We start from the raw sequence: 15,139 nt of genomic DNA, 5'->3' as shown, positions 1-15,139 counted from the left end.
CCGAGAATCGTCCGCCAAAAGAGGCTCGGGAGCCTCATGCGTCAAGAGATGCTCGGGTCAAGCCCGAGCATGACGCGCTGGCTTTCAACGCCCTCAGACCGCCGGCCGCAGCTTGCGGACCTCGTCGTCGCTCGGCAGGTACTTGGCGCCGTCGCGATAGCTCCAGTCGACCATCACGCCCTTGCCGTTCCGGAGCGCGCTCTTGCCGACATAGGCGCCGAGCGTCGATTGGTGGTCGATCTTGCGGAACTCGATCGGGCCGAAGGCCGAGGTCATCTTCAGCCCCTCGAAGGCGTCGACGAGCTTCTCGTTGTCGGTCGAGCCGGCCTTCGCCAGCGCCGCAGCGATGGCCTGGACCGTCTCGTAGCCGACGACCGAGCCCAGGCGGGGATAGTCGTTGTACTTCGCCTTGTAGGCGTCGCGGAACTTGACGTGCTCCGGCGTCTGCAGGTCGGCATGGGGATAGCCGGTGATGATCCAGCCTTCCGGCGTTTCGGCGCCGAGCGTGTCGAGATATTCGGGCTCGCCAGTCAGCATCGAGACGACCTGGCGCCCCTCGAACAGGCCGCGCGTATTGCCGGCGCGAACGAAATTGGCGAGGTCGACCGCGAAGGTGACGTTGAAGATCGCCTCGGGCTTCGCGGCTTCCAGCGCCTGGACGGTGGCGCCGGCATCGATCCGGCCGAGCGCCGGAAACTGCTCGGCGACGAAGGTCACGTCGGGGCGTGCCTTGAGCAGCAGTTCCTTGAACCATTTCACCGCCGACTGGCCGTATTCGTAGTTGGGAGCGACGATCGCCCATTTCTTCGCCGGGAGCTTCGCCGCCTCCTCCACCAGCATCGCCGCCTGCATGTAGGTCGAGGGTCTCAAGCGGAAGGTGTAGCGGTTGCCCTTCGACCAGACGAGCGCGTCGGCCAGCGGTTCGGAGGCGACGTAGAGCCGCTTGTTCTGATTGGCGTAGTCGGCGAGCGCCAGGCCGACATTGGAGAGGAAGCCGCCGGCGATGATGTCGACCTTCTCGGCCGTGGCAAGGTCGGCGGCGTGGCGCACCGCATCCTCGGGCTTGCCGGCATCGTCGCGGAAGACGGTCTCGAGCTTGCGGCCGAGCACGCCGCCCGCGGCGTTGATCTGCTCCTGCGCCAGTTCCCAGGCCTGCCGATAGGGTTTCAGGAAGGCCGGCTGGGCGGTATAGGAGTTGATCTCGCCGATGCGGATCGGCCCGGCCCCCTGGGCGCGCACCAAGCCCGGAGCCCCGACGGCGGCGACGCCGGCGATGAAACTGCGACGATCGATCTGCATCAGGCTGTCCTCGCCCGCTTCGGCCGCGTTGCGCGCCGATACCACCCGCCACGCGATGCGGCAGGAGCGGATTCATTTGCATGCATATGAAAATCGATGCCAGCCGATTGTCAACAGCGTCTCGGCAATGCAGCAGAAGCAGGACTGCCGAGAAACTCATCGCCGCCGCCGCAAATTTCAAGAAAACTTTTTGATATCAAGAGATTAATCGCAGCTGAAAAATAAGTCAGTGCTGCTGCCCTTTTCCTCTTGCGGGAGCGAGGTGACGCTCCTATCTAGTGCGCAGCGCAGCAGAGATGTTGCGTCGCCCTCCTTGGGCGTTTCCTCCCTAGACTTGGGCTGCGCTTTCGGGCGTGGCCCTTTTTTCTTGTCTGGAAGGTGGTTAGCTCACCACCAATTGCGGCCGTAGTACCAGCCGGGCGGTGCATCGTATCGGTCGAAGCGGGCACGCCGATCCGCGGCGCGATTGAGATCGAGCTGGAGCAGGCAGTTCGCAAAGCCTTCGCTCGATGTGCGGAAGCCGAATGAGTGGCAGCGCGCCTCGTCTGCCGCGCGCAGCTCGGCTTCCGTTCCGCAGCCGCTGCAGGCGACCGCCAGAAGAGCGCCGGCTGCGAGCTTTCCGATATCCATGGCGCGTCTCCTTTGCGCACTGGCTGCGAACGCGACGACGCGCAAATGGCGTCCGGGTTCCCCATCTACCTCAGCGCGAGAACCGGACGGGCACCGCAAGCGCGATCGCGCTGCCACCGATGCCGTCCGGCGGCGCCGGCACGGGGCTCGCCCGCCTGATCATTGCGACCGCCTCCTCGTCCAGAGCCGCATCACCAGAGCCACGGACCAGCCGCGCCGACAGAACCCGGCCGCCCCGGTCGATGCTGAACGCGACCTGCACGGTACCGGGACTGGCGCCGTTCGGGAAGCGCTTGAAGCGGTTGAGATGGGCGATCAACGAGCCCCGCCAGCTGGCATTGGCAGCCGGCGCAGCGGGCGAGGCACCCGAGGCAGGCGCCGCGGCCTGCGGGGCGGCCTGCGCCTGTGCGATCGGCGCCGTGGTCTGCTCCGCCTTCGGCTTGTCCGGGTTCACCGGCTTGCGCCGCTCGACCACTTTCGGCTTGGRCTTCGGCTTCGGCTGCTCCTTCGGCGGTGGCGTCAGCACGGCGGCAGCGTCAGGCAGCGGCGGCAGTTCTGGAATCTTGATCTCGGGTTCCGGAATCGCGACCGGCTCGGGCTCCGGCGGCGGCGGCTCTGGCTCCTTGGGCTGCTCGACAGGCTCTGGCGTCGGCGGCTCAGGCTCGGGCTGCGCCTCGACCAACTCCGGCCCCGGCGCGATATCCTGCTGTGCCGAAGCGGGCGCGACGGCGAGCGGCGCAAGCTCGATCATGACGGCGGCGGGCGGCGAGCCCATCGCAGCCTCGGCGCGCTGCCAGTTCGCCGCGACCCAGCCAGCCGTACCATGGGCACTCGCGACGACGAGCGCCGCCACGCTCCAGCGCAGCGCGGCCGGGGCGAAGCGCGACAGGGAGCGGCGTTCCAGGCTCATGGCTTGGCCCCCGCCGCGGCGGCGCCCTGTCCAGTATCCTCGAGGCCGACGAGAGCGATCTTGAGATAGCCGGCGTTACGCAGCAGGTTCATCACCTCCACCAGCTCACGATAGGCGACGGTGCCGTCGGCGCGGAGAAATACGCGCTGCTCGCGGTCCCGGTTCGTGCGCTGGTCGAGCGCGGCCTGCAGCGCCTCGCGGGACAAGGAGTCGTTCCCCAACGCCAGCGAGAGGTCGCCCTTGACGGTGAGGAAGACGGGCGTGTCCGGCCGGGGCTGCGGCTGCGCATTCGACACCGGCAGGTCGACAGCGACGTCGACGGTCGAGAGCGGCGCGGCGACCATGAAGATGATCAGCAGAACCAGGATGACGTCGATGAAGGGCGTGACGTTGATATCGCTGACTTCGTTGAGGTCGCCGTCCTGCGGGTCCTTGAGGGAAATGGCCATGGCTCACTCCGCCGGCACGAGCGCGGATGCGGCCGCGGCCGCCGAGGAGGAGGCCGAACGGGGAGTGGCCGCGACGGCGCGATGGTGCCGCTCGAGATCGCGCGAGAGATGGCGCAGGATCTCGCCGGAAGCATCCGAAAGCGTGGCGCGATAGCCGGTGATCGCACGGGCGAAGACGTTGTAGATGATGACGGCGGGGATCGCCGCGACGAGGCCGATCGCGGTCGCCAGCAGCGCCTCGGCGATGCCGGGCGCCACCACGGCGAGATTGGTCGTCTTCGCCTGGCTGATGCCGATGAACGCGTTCATGATGCCCCAGACCGTGCCGAACAGGCCGACGAAGGGTGCCGTCGAGCCGATGGTCGCGAGCAGTCCGGTTCCGCGCGCCATGGAGCGCCCGGCCCGAGCCTCAACGCGCGAAAGCGCGATGGCGACGCGTTCCTTGGTGCCGTCCTCACCGAGATCGGCCGAGCGCCGGGTCTCGGAGAGCGCGGCCGTGAGGAGTTCCCCGACGGCGCCGCGCAGCTTGCCGCTCTTCGAAGCTGCAGCGCTGGCCGCAGCGCCGAGACTGTCAGCCGCCTCGATACGGCGCAGTGCCCGGCCGGCCGCGGCCTTCGCGCCGGCGAGTTCCATCGCCTTCGCAAGCCAGATCGTCCAGGTGATCAGCGAGGCGAAGGCGAGGCCGAGCATCACGGCCTTCACGACGATGTCGGCGGCCATGAACATACCCCAGGGCGACAGGTCGTGCGGCAGCACCGCTGCCACAGCCGGCGCGGCAGTGGGCGCCGATGGAGCCTCCGTCGTCAGCGGCGGATGCGCGGTGCTTGGCGGATTGATGGCGAACTGAGGCGGAACCGAGGGCAGCGGATTGGTCGGGGTGGCCGGCTGGACCTGAGCAGCAGGAGCCTCCTGAGCGTGGACGGCAAGCCCGGACAGCGCCGAGAGACCCGCTGCGACGAGAGCCAGACGAAACGCACGCATCATAACCAAGTCCAGTCTTCGCTGGAGGTAAGCTTACCCAGCTGCTGCCGGCTCGGAGTCTTCCGGTTTGCGCTCTCTGCACACGGCCATTGGCTTCGTGCCAAGAGATCATTCCGAATACTTAGGCTCCGCCGCTTCCTCATTAGAAAAATTACAAAAAAGACCTGCAGAACTCATTCTGCATATGCGATACGCCTGTTCGAATAGGCTGCGGATGTCAAGGCTGACCAGCTTAGAGCTGTGTCTGTGCGCAGTCGTCTTTCCGGCGCCCAAACCGGCCCGGACGTTTCCGCATATCCGTTCTTCGATGGATGCGAGGCCGGGCGCCGGCTTGCGCTTCAGGAATTCGTCGGCCGGTCGATCTCGGCCTGAAGCGCGGCAAGGTGCTCGCTCGCGGCCGCCGCAGCGGCCCGCTCGACAGCCCGGAAGCGCGTGATCAGGGCCTGACCGAGATCGGTCACGCGGGCTCCGCCGCCATTGCGGCCGCCGGTCTGGCGCTCGACGACAGGCTTGCCAAACAGGGTATTGAGCTCCTCGACCAGCTCCCAGGCCCGCCGATAGGACATCGCCATCGCCCTGCCCGCAGCCGAGATCGAACCCTGCGCCGCGATCTGCTCGAGCAGTTCGATCTTGCCGGGGCCTATCCGCCCCTCGGGATCGAGCTGGATGCGCAGGCTAAGCGAGGGCACCGCTCGGCTCAGGAAGCTTTGGCGAGACGGGCGCCCTCGCCGCAGGCGGCAAGATAGATCGCGGCGATGCGCTCGATCCCGGCCTGATCGGCGGCGTCGAAACGCGCGACCGAGGGGCTGTCGAGATCGATGACGCCGATGACGCCGTCACGGCCGATCAGCGGGACGACAAGCTCCGAGCGGGAGGCCGAATCGCAGGCGATATGGCCGGGAAAAGCATGGACATCCTCGACGAGAACCGAGGCACGGCGCTCGACTGCGGCTCCGCAGACGCCCTTCCCGACGGGAATACGCACGCAGGCCGGCTTGCCCTGGAAGGGCCCGAGTACGAGTTCCCCGTTCCGCATCAGATAGAAACCGGCCCAGTTCAGCTCCGGCATCATCTGGTAGAGCAGCGCCGAGGTGTTGGCCGCGTTGGCGATCGGGTCGCTCTCCCCGGTGAGCAGGGCTTCGAGCTGCGTCGTCAGCTCGTCATAGAATGCGGCCTTGTCGGTCGTGTCGATGCGCTGTGCCTCGAACATGGTCCTGCGTCTCGCTGAAGGGCTTTGAAGTCCGATGGCTGTCCTACCACCATCGACAGGCCGGCGCCAAAGCCCTTTCCGAAGGAGCGCGCGTCATGGCAATCCTCCCCCGCGCCATCTGAAAGGGAATCGACCTTTGATCGGGACGACCCGGCGGCTGCGCATTGCGACCGCCCTGCTGACGCGGGACCATATCCTGCCGTTCTGGCAATCCATGGCCTCGGAGGCCCTGAATGACCACTGACCTCAATGCCGCCACCAGCCTGCGCCGCGCCGATGGCAGCGCGGGAGATGCCGATTACGGCCGGATCGGCCAGGGCTATGCCTCCTATCGGCAACCGGAGCCGGCTATCGCCGCGCTGATCGAGAGCGCGCTCGGCCCGGCCGGTCGCATCCTCAATGTCGGGGCCGGCGCAGGCTCCTATGAGCCGCGCAACCGCGACGTCACGGCGGTCGAGCCTTCCGCCTCGATGCGGGCGCAGCGGCCGGCCGATATTGCCGTGGCGATCGATGCGACAGCCGAGAATCTGCCCTTTCCCGACAAAGCCTTCGACGCGAGCATGGCGACCTTCACCGTGCATCAATGGCAGGATCTCGATGCCGGCCTGCGCGAGATGCGCCGCGTGACCCGCGGCCCCGTCGTCATCCTCTCCTGCGACCCGGAGCTGGTCGAGGCCTTCTGGCTCAACCACTATGCCCCCAAGGTTCTGGCGACGGAGGCGCGGCGCTATCCCTCGCTCGGCCATATCGGCAAGGTCCTGGGCGGCGATGTCGAGATCGTCGCGGTGCCGATCCCCCTCGCCTGCCGCGACGGCTTCAACGAGGCCTATTACGGCCGGCCGGAACTCTTCCTGGAGCCGGGCGCTCGTTCGGCCTGCTCAGCCTGGAGCTTCGTCAGCGACGCCGAGAGCGCCGCCTCGATTGCCCATCTGCAGGGCGACCTCGAATCCGGAGCCTGGGATTCCTGCTACGGCTTCCTGCGCAGCCAGCCGAGCTTCGAAGGTTCGCTGCGCCTCGTCGTCGCGCGGCCGTGACTCAGCGACTTTCTGGCGGGGTGCAGGCGTTTTCGCGATCCATCGCTCCCGATGCGGAATTCGCCGGCCGCGGCCTGACGCGGCGCGTCGGCTTCGTCGTGCCGAATTTCCAGATGGTCCAGACACGGCTGCACGGCTCGGACATGGTCGCCCTGCGGCCTTCGCGCGTGCTGTCATCCTGCGAGGGGCTGGTTTCGTTTCCGTCGCCGCTGCGGTGCTGGGCTTCTCGCTCCATATCGCCTAGCACCGGCGACGCTTGAAGGATGTCGCCCTGCGGCATGTCGCGGCGATTCTGACCAAGATGTTCCGGTAACGACATGGTTTGAAAGCGGCCTTGCGAGGTGCCGAAGATGTTGGCCCCGCCCTTCGGACGCCCTACATTGTCATTTCCGAAGCCAGTCTGGAGCGTATCCCATGGAACGACGTTCATTTCTGCTCGGATTGCTTGCCCTTGCAACGGGGTCCGCCCTGGCCCTGCCGGCCCTCGAGGCCGAAGCGGCGCCGCGGCAGCCGACGCCATTGCCGGATCAGGAACTCAGGCTGCCCGACGGGACACCGATCGACTGGTCCCAGAATCGCAGGGGCCACCCGGTCCACCGCCGGCATCACTATCGGCACTGGCACCGCCATAATCGCCGCCGCCGGCGGGTTTGCCGGACCCATTGGGATCGGTGGGGAAGGCCTGTTCGCCGGTGCCACTGGGTCTCTTTCTAAAGCATTTTCGAGCGTCGCGGGTATCGTCTCGCGTGAAGAAAATGCGGTAAAACAAAGAACTAGAGCATTTCCGCGAATCGAAGACGTGCGGCGATGCTCTAGCGTTGTTTCTGCGGGCGGCCAGAGCGAACGTCGTCCCGCCATCGATCGCGACTTGGGGGGGAACATGCAGACGCTCGATCATGTGATTGTCTGGATCATCATCGGGGTGATCGGCGGCGGCCTCGCCGGCCTCACGATCAAATGGGACAAGCGCGGCTTCGGCCTCCTGCGGAATCTCGCCGTGGGTCTGGCGGGCGCCGTGGTCGGCGGACTGCTCTTCCGCTGGTTTCAGATCCTGCCGGGTCTCGACAACATCGCGATTTCGCTCAGGGATGTGATTGCCGCCTTTATCGGGTCCCTGATCGTGCTCGTCGCCCTCTGGAGCTGGAAGCGCTTCGAAGGGCCTTCGGCCTGAGGTCGGGGCGCCGGCAACCCTTCAGAACCGCCAGATCAGCGGTACGTAAAAGACCGCCATTACGAAGAACCAGAGCATCAGCGGTGTGCCGAGCTTCCAGTAGCTGTTGAAGCTGTAGCCGCCCGGCCCCATGACCATCATGTTGGTCGCGGTCGCGATCGGGGTCAGGAACGAGGCCGAGCCGGCGACGCACAGGCTCATCAGCACCGGCCGCGGCGATACGCCCATGCCGGCAGCGGCGGCCATTGCGATCGGAATGACCAGCATCGTCGTCGCGGTGTTGCTCATGACCTGGCCGAGGCTCGCCGTCAGCACGAAGAGACCGGCGAGGAAGACGATAGGCCCTGCCCCGCCCGTCAGAGCCACGAGATGGTCGGCCACGACCTTGGCCGCGCCCGACTGCACCATCGCGGTGGAGAGCGGCATCATCGCCGCGATCAGGATCACCGTCGTCCAGTTGATCGCACGGTATGCCTGCTCGACGGTCATGATGCCGGCGGCGATAAGGGCCCCGGCACCGAGCAGCCCGGCGACGGCCGGCGGCAGGATACCCGTCGCGAGCGCGGCGACGAGGCAGGTCAACACCGCCAGCGCCACTCCGGCGCCCGCGCCCATCGGCACGGCCTGGCGCCGGACGAGGTCGGGCGAGTTGACGACGAGCACGTCGGGATCGTCGAGCTGGAGATCGAGCGCTTCCCAACTGCCTTCGAGCAGCAGCGTATCGCCGGCCAAGAGAGCATCGCCCGGCTCCAGATCGACCCCCGCGCGCTGGACGGCCAGCACGACGAGATCGCCACTGTCCGTCACCATTCCTGGAAAGAGCGCACGGCCGATCAGTGCCGAGCGCGGCGGAATCACCACCTCCGCCAGCCCCGAGCGGCGGCTGAACAAGCCTTTCTGAGCAGGGTCGTCGCGCAGGGCGAGATGCTTGTCGGCTGCCAGCGTCGCGACGGCCTCCGCATCGCCGCGCACGAGGAGATAGTCCCCCTCGGAAATGGCCGGCGCCCGCAATGGTGTGCCGGAAGCTCCCGCCTGCACGGCCATCAGGCCGAGCCGCCCGTCCGCGTTGAGATCGACCTCGAGCGGGCTGACACCGATATAGGAGGAGGTCGAGCGCACGCGCAGCCTGAAAATCCCGTCGCTTAACCCGTAATGCTCAACGAGAGTCTGAGCGTGCCGGCTAAAATCGGCCGGCAGCCGCGCGCTACTCTGCTGCGGCAGCAGGCGTTTGCCCAGCAGCAGGATGATCGCCATCGTGCCCGCCAGCAGCGGCAGGCCGACGAGCGCGAACTCGGCAAAAGCGAATCCCTGCAGGCCGGCATCCTCCAGCGCCTCGGACACCAGGATGTTCTTGGGCGCTCCAGTCAGCAGCAGGTTGGAGCCGGCATGGGAGGCGAAGGCGAGCGGCATCAGGAGCTGGGCCGGCGACTGGCGCAGCCGCACCGCGGCCATGACCGCCACCGGCATGAGGGCTGCGACCGAGCCGCTGCCGCTGATGAGCGCGCTGAGACAGCCGGCCGCGACCATGATGATGATCAGCAGACGCGTCTGTCCATCGCTGCCGGCCTTGGCGATCAGATATTGCCCCGCCCAGGCGGTCACGCCGGTCTTGTCCAGCGCCGCGCTGATGATGAAGAGGCTGGCGACGAAAAGGGCGGCGCGGTCGCCGAAGCCGGCGAAGGCCTGCTCGAGCGTCACCACGCCCGTGGCGCAGAGCGCCAGCGCCGCCCCGATCGCGACCACGACGACCGGAAGCCTGTTCCAGGTGAACAGGACGATCGCGGCCACGGTGACGACGGCGGTACTTTCGATCGGTGTCACGCAGCGGTCTCCTGCAGGCCTTCGTCAGGTCCTGAGCATCAAAGCGCCGCCGAGCAGGATGGCAAGGGCGATCAGCCCCAACCCGGCGGCGGGCCAGCGCCGGAGATGCACATCGATTTCTCCGATGCGGTTCGAGATGCCACGAACCAACGGGCCGCCCTTTTGCGCGAGGACGACGATGTCTCCCTCCGGAATCCTGCCCAGGCGTTGCGGCCAGCGGTCGACGAAGAGCATCACCGCCGCGCCCAGCAGCATCGGCCAGCTCACCTTCCAGAGCGCCTCGGGCTCGAGCAGGCTGGCGATGGGTTCGCCGGACACGGCCGGATAGAGCGACCAGGGGATGACGAGCGAGGCGGCCAGCACGACGAGCCAGGGCAGGAGCTGCCCGAGCGGCGGCGATCCGACAGGGTTGTCGAGCGTGTCGCGGCGGACGATCAGCAGGAAATGCACCATCAGCGCGGTGCTGCCCGCGGCGGCGAGCGTCATCGCGCCGGCGAGCCAACCATAGCCGAGCATCGGCTTGGTCGCGAGCTTGGCCAGCGCCCCGCTGGTCAGCGGCAGGCCGCCGAGGCTCAGCGCCAGCACGGCCGTCAGCAGCAGAACAGGCGTCAGCCGACGCCCGCCGGTTGCGGCGAGGATGCCGATGCCGAGAAAGAGCGCGCCCTTCACCAGCGTGTGGTGGACGGCGTAGTAGGCCGTCAGATGGGTGGCGGCCGGGTCGGCCGTGTCGAGGCCGACGCCGAGCAGCACGGCGAGCAGCCCCATCTGGCTCACGGTGGAATAGGCCAGCACCGTCTTGGCGCGCCGCTGGGTGATGCCGAGCATGGCACCGTAATACGCTGTGACGAGGCCCGCGCCGATCAGGACGGCACCCGCGAACGGCATCCCGGCCTCGAAGGGCAGGAAGCGGATCAGCCCGATCACGCCGGCCTTGACCACGACGCCGCTCAGCACCGCCGAGGCCGGGGTCGGCGCCGCCGGATGCGCCAGGGGCAGCCAGACATGGAGCGGCACCAGCCCCATCTTCAGCGCGAAGCCGAGGATGAACAGCGCGACGATGCCGTCGCGCATCGGATTGGCCGAGAGATCGGCGACGACGCTGCGGATCTGGGGGTTGGCGTCGGGATGGCCTGCCGCCAGCATCACCAGCGCGATCAGCAGGAACGCCTCCGCCAGCAGTGCTAGCACGACATAGATGACGCCGGCCCGGTGCGCGGCAGCGCTCTGCTCATGGATGATCAGGCCATAGGCCGCGAGGCTCGCCAGCGTGAACAGCAGATAGAAGTTCACGACATCGCCGACGATGAAGAGGCCGAGGCTGCCCGCGAGCGTCAGCAGCCACCAGATGGCGAAGCGCGACCCACCGGGATCGCGAGCCATCGATGAGGCTGCATAGGCGCCAGCCGCGCTCCAGAGCAGCGCTGCTCCCCCGAGCAGGATCGCGCCCGGCTGGTCGAGCACGAGCGTCAGCCTGAACGGAGCCGGGAAGAAGGCGAAGCGGCCTTCGGGCACGAAGATGGCCCCCGCAAGCGCCGGGAGCGGGGCAATGACGAGCACGGCCAGCACCCTCGCCCGGAACCAGGCCGACAGGCAGCACGCGGCAAGCAGGAGCGGCACGAGCAGGGCCGAAGCTAGGAGGAGACCGGCGGCAGTCATGGCGCCAACGCCGTGGCGAGGCCGTCGCGGCCGATCTGCAGGAAGCCGAAGGGGCGCAGCGGCACGAAGCCGAGCAGAACGGCGGCCAGGGCCAGTGCCAGCGCCGCGAGTTCGAGCCGGCGCGGCACTTTGCGTCGCGGCGCGACGGGAACGGCGGGGACGGCGAGTGCCTTGTCGATCACGCGGAAGACGTAGCCTCCGGCGAGAAGCCCGCCGGCCAGAATCGTCGCGGCCAGCCAGGGATTGCCCTGGATGACCGCCGCCGTCAGCAACAGGCATTTGGCGACGAAGCCGCCGCTTGGCGGAATGCCCATCAGCGACAGCCCGGCGAGGCCGAAGGCCGCCGCGCTGAGCGGCAGCACCCGGCCGAAGCCGCCGAGATCGGCAATGCGGTCATGGCCGTAGGCCTCGGCGATGACGCCGGCCGCAAGGAACATCGCCGCCTTCGCCAGCGCGTGAGAGATGAGCTGGAGCGCGCCGCCGGTCCAAGCGATCGTTCCCCAGGGCGGCAGCTCGGCGCTGCCGGCCGCCAGCGGAAAGACGATGAAGAGATAGCCGATCTGCGCGACCGTCGAATAGGCGATCATCAGCTTGAGCCGGGCCTGCCGGAGCGCCATGACGCTACAGAACAGGATCGAGGTCGCGCCGAGGACGGCCAGCATCTGGCCGGCGATCGCGGCCGATTGCGGCGGAGCGACATCGAGCACCAGCCGCAGGATCAGGAAGATCGGCGCCTTGATCACCAGCGCCGAGAGCACGGCGCTTGCCGGCGCGGGCGCCCCGGCATGGGCCGGCGGCAGCCACAGATGCAGCGGGAACAGCGCCGCCTTGGCCAGAAGCCCGACGATCATCAGCGCCAGTGCCGCCGCGAGCGCCGGATCTTGCCGGCTCAGGCGCGAGAGCGCGAGCAGGTCGAGCGTGCCGTACTGGCCGTAGATCAGCCCGGTCCCGAGCAAGTAGAGCAGCGAGCCGATCAGCGCGAACAACAGGTAGCGCAGCGCGGCTTTGACGGTTTCCGCCCGGCCGTCGAGGCAGACCAGCGGCACCGCTGCGAAGGTCAGCAGCTCCAGCGCGACATAGAGATTGAACAGGTCCTCGCCGACGAAGACGGCATTCAATGCACTCCAGAGCGCGAGCAGCATCAGCCAGAACGTCGTCTGCGCACGCCCGTCGTCTGCGCCCTCATGAAGCTTGTGCTGGGTTCGTGCGAAAAGGCCGACCGTGACGACGACCAGCGCCGTCATGACGAGCATGGCACCCGAAAGCCCGTCGGCCCGCAGCGCGATACCGAGCGGCGGCTGCCAGGCACCGACGACATAGGACAGCGCCGTGCCGCTGGAGGCGAGTTCGAAGGCGATCGCGACGGCAACGGCGAGCCCGGCCGCAAACGTCGTCATCGCAATCCGCGCCGCGCTGCGCGGCCCGCAGGCGAGGATGGCGAGCACGGCACAGACCGGCAGGATCACGGCCAGAACCAGCAGGAAGCCGCCCGGCGTGGTGGCATGGACGAGCGGCGTCATGACCCGCTCCGCCGTTCGGCCGGCGCGGAGGCATCTGACTGATCGCCCACATTCAGCTCGGAGAGCCGCTTCAGCAGGGCAACGGCCAGCGCACTCGCCGAAAAGGCGACGACGATCCCGGTGATGACCAGAGCCTGTGGCACCGGGTCCGCTTCGAAGCCGGCGGCGGCGCCCCGCCGCGCGACGGCGCCGAAGACGAGGAAGATGCCCGCGCCGAGAATGTTGCAGCCCACGATCCGCCGCAGCAGGACGGGGCTCGTGACGATGGTGAAGAGCCCGATGCCGACGAGCGCAGCGCCGCACAGGCCGAACAGAATGCCGGGCTGCAGCGCCGCCGTCATCGTGTGGGCGCCTTTCGGGCCGGGCCGGCCACCAGCATGGCGAGCGCCGCGGCGACGGACAGAGTGAGGGCCGCCTCGATCGCCACGATCAGCGGCTTGGCGAGCCCTTTCGGATAGGCGAGGAAGCCGTCGGCAACAGCGAAGCCGAGAAAGGCGATCGCCAGGAACAGGGCCGGGCCGCCCGTGAGCGCAAGCCGAAGCAGCGGGCGCGCCGTATCGGGCGGTGGACGGAGACCCGCCATCATCACCAGCAGCCACATCGCGGCAAGCACCGTGCCGGCCTGGAAGGTGCCGCCCGGCGCGTCGGCCCCGACCCAGAACATGTAGACGCCGATCACGATTCCGAAGGGTGGCAGGATGCGCGCGAGATAGGCCAGCGGCCCCGGAACGGCGGCGGGCTTCACCTCCGGGGCGCCACCCCAGACCCCGTCAGGCGCCAGGGACCAGACCCCGATCAGCGCGAGCAGCACGACGACCTTCTCCAGCAGGGTGTCGAGCGCGCGATAGGCCAGCAGCACGGCAGTGACGGGGTTGCCAAGCCCCGTCGTCCCCAGCGCCTCCGAAGCGGGCGGCGCCAGCGTCGGAGCGGGCGCCGAAAGAGTCAGCACGGCAAAGGCGAGCCCTGCGGAGATCGCGGCGCAGCCCACGGCCACGGCGAGCTTGCCGGCGCGCGTCATCGCTTCCTCATGCTTGCCGCGGCCGCGCAGCGCCGCTTCCGCTCGCAGCAGCAGGATGCCAGTCCCGCCCCCTCCGATGGCGATTTCCGTCAGCGCGACGTCCGGCGCCGCGAGCCGGACCCAAACCAACCCGAGCAGGAGCCCGAAGGCGAGGAAGGCGATGATCGCGCTGCGTTCATCCGGCTGCGCGACCACATAGGCCGCGAGCCCCAGCAGCCAGGCGACGAGCGCGAGATCGAGCAGGAGCGTCATGGCTCGGCCCGGTCGCGGCGGAGGGCGCGCGCGAGCAGCTGGCTCGCCGTCGCGGCCGAAAGCTGAGCGAGCAGCCAGACGCAGATCAGCTTCAGCGAGCCCGTGACGCTCGCCGCCTGTGGCAGGAGACCGAGAACGATCAAGCCGAGCCCCAGATTGTCCGCCTTGCTGATGGCGTGCAGCCGGCTCAACGTATCGGGGAAGCGCAGCAAGCCGAGCGTGCCGGCGAGAAAGAGCAGCGCTCCCGCCGTCGCGAGAACGACTGTGACGATGTCGGCGAGGCCGCTCACTGCCGCTCCTTCGACGAATCCCCATCGGCGCCCGGCCCGTCGGCGCCAAGCACGAAGGCGACGCAGGAGAACGCCGCGAACAGCGCGAGCAGCAGCGCGACATCGCTCGTCGCCGCCGATCCGGAAGCAGTTCCCAGCAGCAGGAGGGCCGCCGCTCCGCCGGTCCCCAGCAGCTGTACGGCCATCATGCGTTCGGGAACGATGCCGGAACGCAGCACGCGGAACAGCGCTATCGCCGTTACGGCCAGGATGAAGAGCGCGGCCCCGGTGAGGAAATCAGCCATCGTGCCGCCCCGGTCCGAGGATGCGCAGGAATGCCGCCTCGTCTTCGGCGACCTGCTCGGCCACGGCCTCGCGCAGATCGAGGCAGTGGATCAGCAACGTCCCGTCGGGCTCGGCGGAAACGGGCAGCTTGCCCGGTTGCAGGCTCATCACGGCGCAGGCCGAGTCGAGCGCGAGGCCGGCAGGGATCAAGAAGAGGCAGGTCGCAAAACCGGGCTGCAGGTCGGGCTCGCGTGCAAAGGCGCGCCGCGCCACGTCGAGACCTGCAACGACGGATTGCGGGAGAAAGCGAGCCAGAAAACCAAGGAGGCCAATCCATGAGAGCTTCCCGCCGGGCGGCCAGAGAGCCGTGCTGGCCCAGACTCCGCAGGCGCTGGCGACCAGCCCGACCGGCAAATCCTCGAGCGCCGGTCCCATCAGGATCACCCAAAGCAGCAGCAGCCCAAGCCCTCGGGCGAAGAGCGCCGAGAGGGGCGCGTCGTCGGCTGCGGCCGCCGCCTTCATTCCATCCGCCCGTCTCTGGTGGGTGCCCTGCCGGGCCGTGAGACCAAGGTAGCTTCCACCTCCGCGGGCAACATCAGCCCGACGTCTCACTCCTGTGCGCCGCGTCCCATTC

Annotated in this window: 18 protein-coding genes; 2 read left to right on the top strand and 16 right to left on the bottom strand. The window is 68.2% G+C overall.

The window, feature by feature from the left end; genetic code table 11:
- Nucleotides 1-93: 93 nt before the first annotated feature.
- From AB4Z16_RS20815 to AB4Z16_RS20785, 7 genes are all read right to left on the bottom strand, one after another.
- Nucleotides 94-1,299, bottom strand: a complete 1,206-nt coding sequence (locus AB4Z16_RS20815; protein WP_441513257.1) for an ABC transporter substrate-binding protein — start codon at nucleotides 1,297-1,299, stop codon at nucleotides 94-96.
- Between the two features lie 387 nt (nucleotides 1,300-1,686).
- Nucleotides 1,687-1,929, bottom strand: a complete 243-nt coding sequence (locus tag AB4Z16_RS20810) for a hypothetical protein (RefSeq protein WP_441513256.1) — start codon at nucleotides 1,927-1,929, stop codon at nucleotides 1,687-1,689.
- Between the two features lie 70 nt (nucleotides 1,930-1,999).
- On the bottom strand, nucleotides 2,000-2,839 hold the full coding sequence (locus AB4Z16_RS20805; RefSeq protein WP_441513255.1) for an energy transducer TonB family protein: 840 nt from the start codon (nucleotides 2,837-2,839) through the stop codon (nucleotides 2,000-2,002).
- Entirely contained in the window at nucleotides 2,836-3,288 is a 453-nt protein-coding gene (gene exbD, locus AB4Z16_RS20800) for a TonB system transport protein ExbD (RefSeq protein WP_441513254.1), read from the bottom strand. Before exbD ends, AB4Z16_RS20805 begins: the two co-directional genes overlap by 4 nt.
- A 3-nt stretch (nucleotides 3,289-3,291) precedes the next feature.
- On the bottom strand, nucleotides 3,292-4,272 hold the full coding sequence (exbB, locus tag AB4Z16_RS20795; RefSeq protein WP_441513253.1) for a tonB-system energizer ExbB: 981 nt from the start codon (nucleotides 4,270-4,272) through the stop codon (nucleotides 3,292-3,294).
- 335 nt (nucleotides 4,273-4,607) lie between these two features.
- Entirely contained in the window at nucleotides 4,608-4,958 is a 351-nt protein-coding gene (locus AB4Z16_RS20790; RefSeq protein WP_441513252.1) for a winged helix-turn-helix domain-containing protein, read from the bottom strand.
- A gap of 8 nt (nucleotides 4,959-4,966) precedes the next feature.
- A complete protein-coding gene (locus tag AB4Z16_RS20785) occupies nucleotides 4,967-5,479 on the bottom strand; it encodes a GAF domain-containing protein (protein ID WP_441513251.1) in 513 nt (170 codons plus the stop codon).
- A gap of 233 nt (nucleotides 5,480-5,712) precedes the next feature.
- On the opposite strand from AB4Z16_RS20785, the gene AB4Z16_RS20780 reads away from it, so the two are divergent.
- Nucleotides 5,713-6,513 (top strand): class I SAM-dependent methyltransferase, encoded by an 801-nt coding sequence (locus AB4Z16_RS20780; protein WP_441513250.1) that lies wholly within the window; start codon nucleotides 5,713-5,715, stop codon nucleotides 6,511-6,513.
- Between the two features lies 1 nt (nucleotide 6,514).
- Here AB4Z16_RS20780 and AB4Z16_RS20775 read toward each other — a convergent pair whose 3' ends face one another.
- Complete coding sequence (locus tag AB4Z16_RS20775; RefSeq protein ID WP_441513249.1) at nucleotides 6,515-6,943, bottom strand: hypothetical protein; 429 nt, start codon at nucleotides 6,941-6,943, stop codon at nucleotides 6,515-6,517.
- A gap of 450 nt (nucleotides 6,944-7,393) precedes the next feature.
- On the opposite strand from AB4Z16_RS20775, the gene AB4Z16_RS20770 reads away from it, so the two are divergent.
- A complete protein-coding gene (locus AB4Z16_RS20770) occupies nucleotides 7,394-7,684 on the top strand; it encodes a GlsB/YeaQ/YmgE family stress response membrane protein (protein ID WP_441513248.1) in 291 nt (96 codons plus the stop codon).
- Nucleotides 7,685-7,705: 21 nt separating this feature from the next.
- On the opposite strand, the gene AB4Z16_RS20765 is transcribed toward AB4Z16_RS20770, so the two are convergent.
- From AB4Z16_RS20765 to AB4Z16_RS20730, 8 genes are read right to left on the bottom strand one after another with little or no spacing between them, the layout of a single operon-like run.
- On the bottom strand, nucleotides 7,706-9,505 hold the full coding sequence (locus AB4Z16_RS20765) for an SLC13 family permease (protein ID WP_441513247.1): 1,800 nt from the start codon (nucleotides 9,503-9,505) through the stop codon (nucleotides 7,706-7,708).
- A 24-nt stretch (nucleotides 9,506-9,529) separates the two neighbouring features.
- The gene (locus AB4Z16_RS20760) at nucleotides 9,530-11,161 is read right to left on the bottom strand and encodes a complex I subunit 5 family protein (RefSeq protein ID WP_441513246.1); all 1,632 of its coding nucleotides are present in this window, start codon (nucleotides 11,159-11,161) and stop codon (nucleotides 9,530-9,532) included.
- Nucleotides 11,158-12,681, bottom strand: coding sequence for a complex I subunit 5 family protein (locus AB4Z16_RS20755; RefSeq protein WP_441513245.1), 1,524 nt, complete (start codon nucleotides 12,679-12,681; stop codon nucleotides 11,158-11,160). Before AB4Z16_RS20755 ends, AB4Z16_RS20760 begins: the two co-directional genes overlap by 4 nt.
- Nucleotides 12,678-13,022: an NADH-quinone oxidoreductase subunit K gene (locus tag AB4Z16_RS20750; RefSeq protein WP_441513244.1), complete on the bottom strand. Its 345-nt coding sequence runs from the start codon at nucleotides 13,020-13,022 to the stop codon at nucleotides 12,678-12,680. Before AB4Z16_RS20750 ends, AB4Z16_RS20755 begins: the two co-directional genes overlap by 4 nt.
- Entirely contained in the window at nucleotides 13,019-13,951 is a 933-nt protein-coding gene (locus AB4Z16_RS20745; protein WP_441513243.1) for a hydrogenase subunit MbhD domain-containing protein, read from the bottom strand. Before AB4Z16_RS20745 ends, AB4Z16_RS20750 begins: the two co-directional genes overlap by 4 nt.
- The gene (locus tag AB4Z16_RS20740) at nucleotides 13,948-14,241 is read right to left on the bottom strand and encodes a monovalent cation/H(+) antiporter subunit G (RefSeq protein WP_441513242.1); all 294 of its coding nucleotides are present in this window, start codon (nucleotides 14,239-14,241) and stop codon (nucleotides 13,948-13,950) included. Before AB4Z16_RS20740 ends, AB4Z16_RS20745 begins: the two co-directional genes overlap by 4 nt.
- Nucleotides 14,238-14,525: a monovalent cation/H+ antiporter complex subunit F gene (locus AB4Z16_RS20735; protein ID WP_441513241.1), complete on the bottom strand. Its 288-nt coding sequence runs from the start codon at nucleotides 14,523-14,525 to the stop codon at nucleotides 14,238-14,240. Before AB4Z16_RS20735 ends, AB4Z16_RS20740 begins: the two co-directional genes overlap by 4 nt.
- Nucleotides 14,518-15,027 carry a Na+/H+ antiporter subunit E gene (locus AB4Z16_RS20730; protein ID WP_441513240.1) on the bottom strand — a complete coding sequence of 170 codons (510 nt, stop codon included), beginning with the start codon at nucleotides 15,025-15,027 and terminating at the stop codon, nucleotides 14,518-14,520. The genes AB4Z16_RS20735 and AB4Z16_RS20730 overlap by 8 nt, the downstream gene beginning before the upstream one ends.
- Nucleotides 15,028-15,139: the final 112 nt, after the last annotated feature.

The sequence above is a fragment of the Allobosea sp. TAF32 genome, assembly GCF_052113585.1.
GTDB lineage: Bacteria > Pseudomonadota > Alphaproteobacteria > Rhizobiales > Beijerinckiaceae > Allobosea.
The sequence above is the reverse complement of the archived record's forward strand: the minus strand, read 5'-3'. Positions and strand labels throughout refer to the sequence as shown.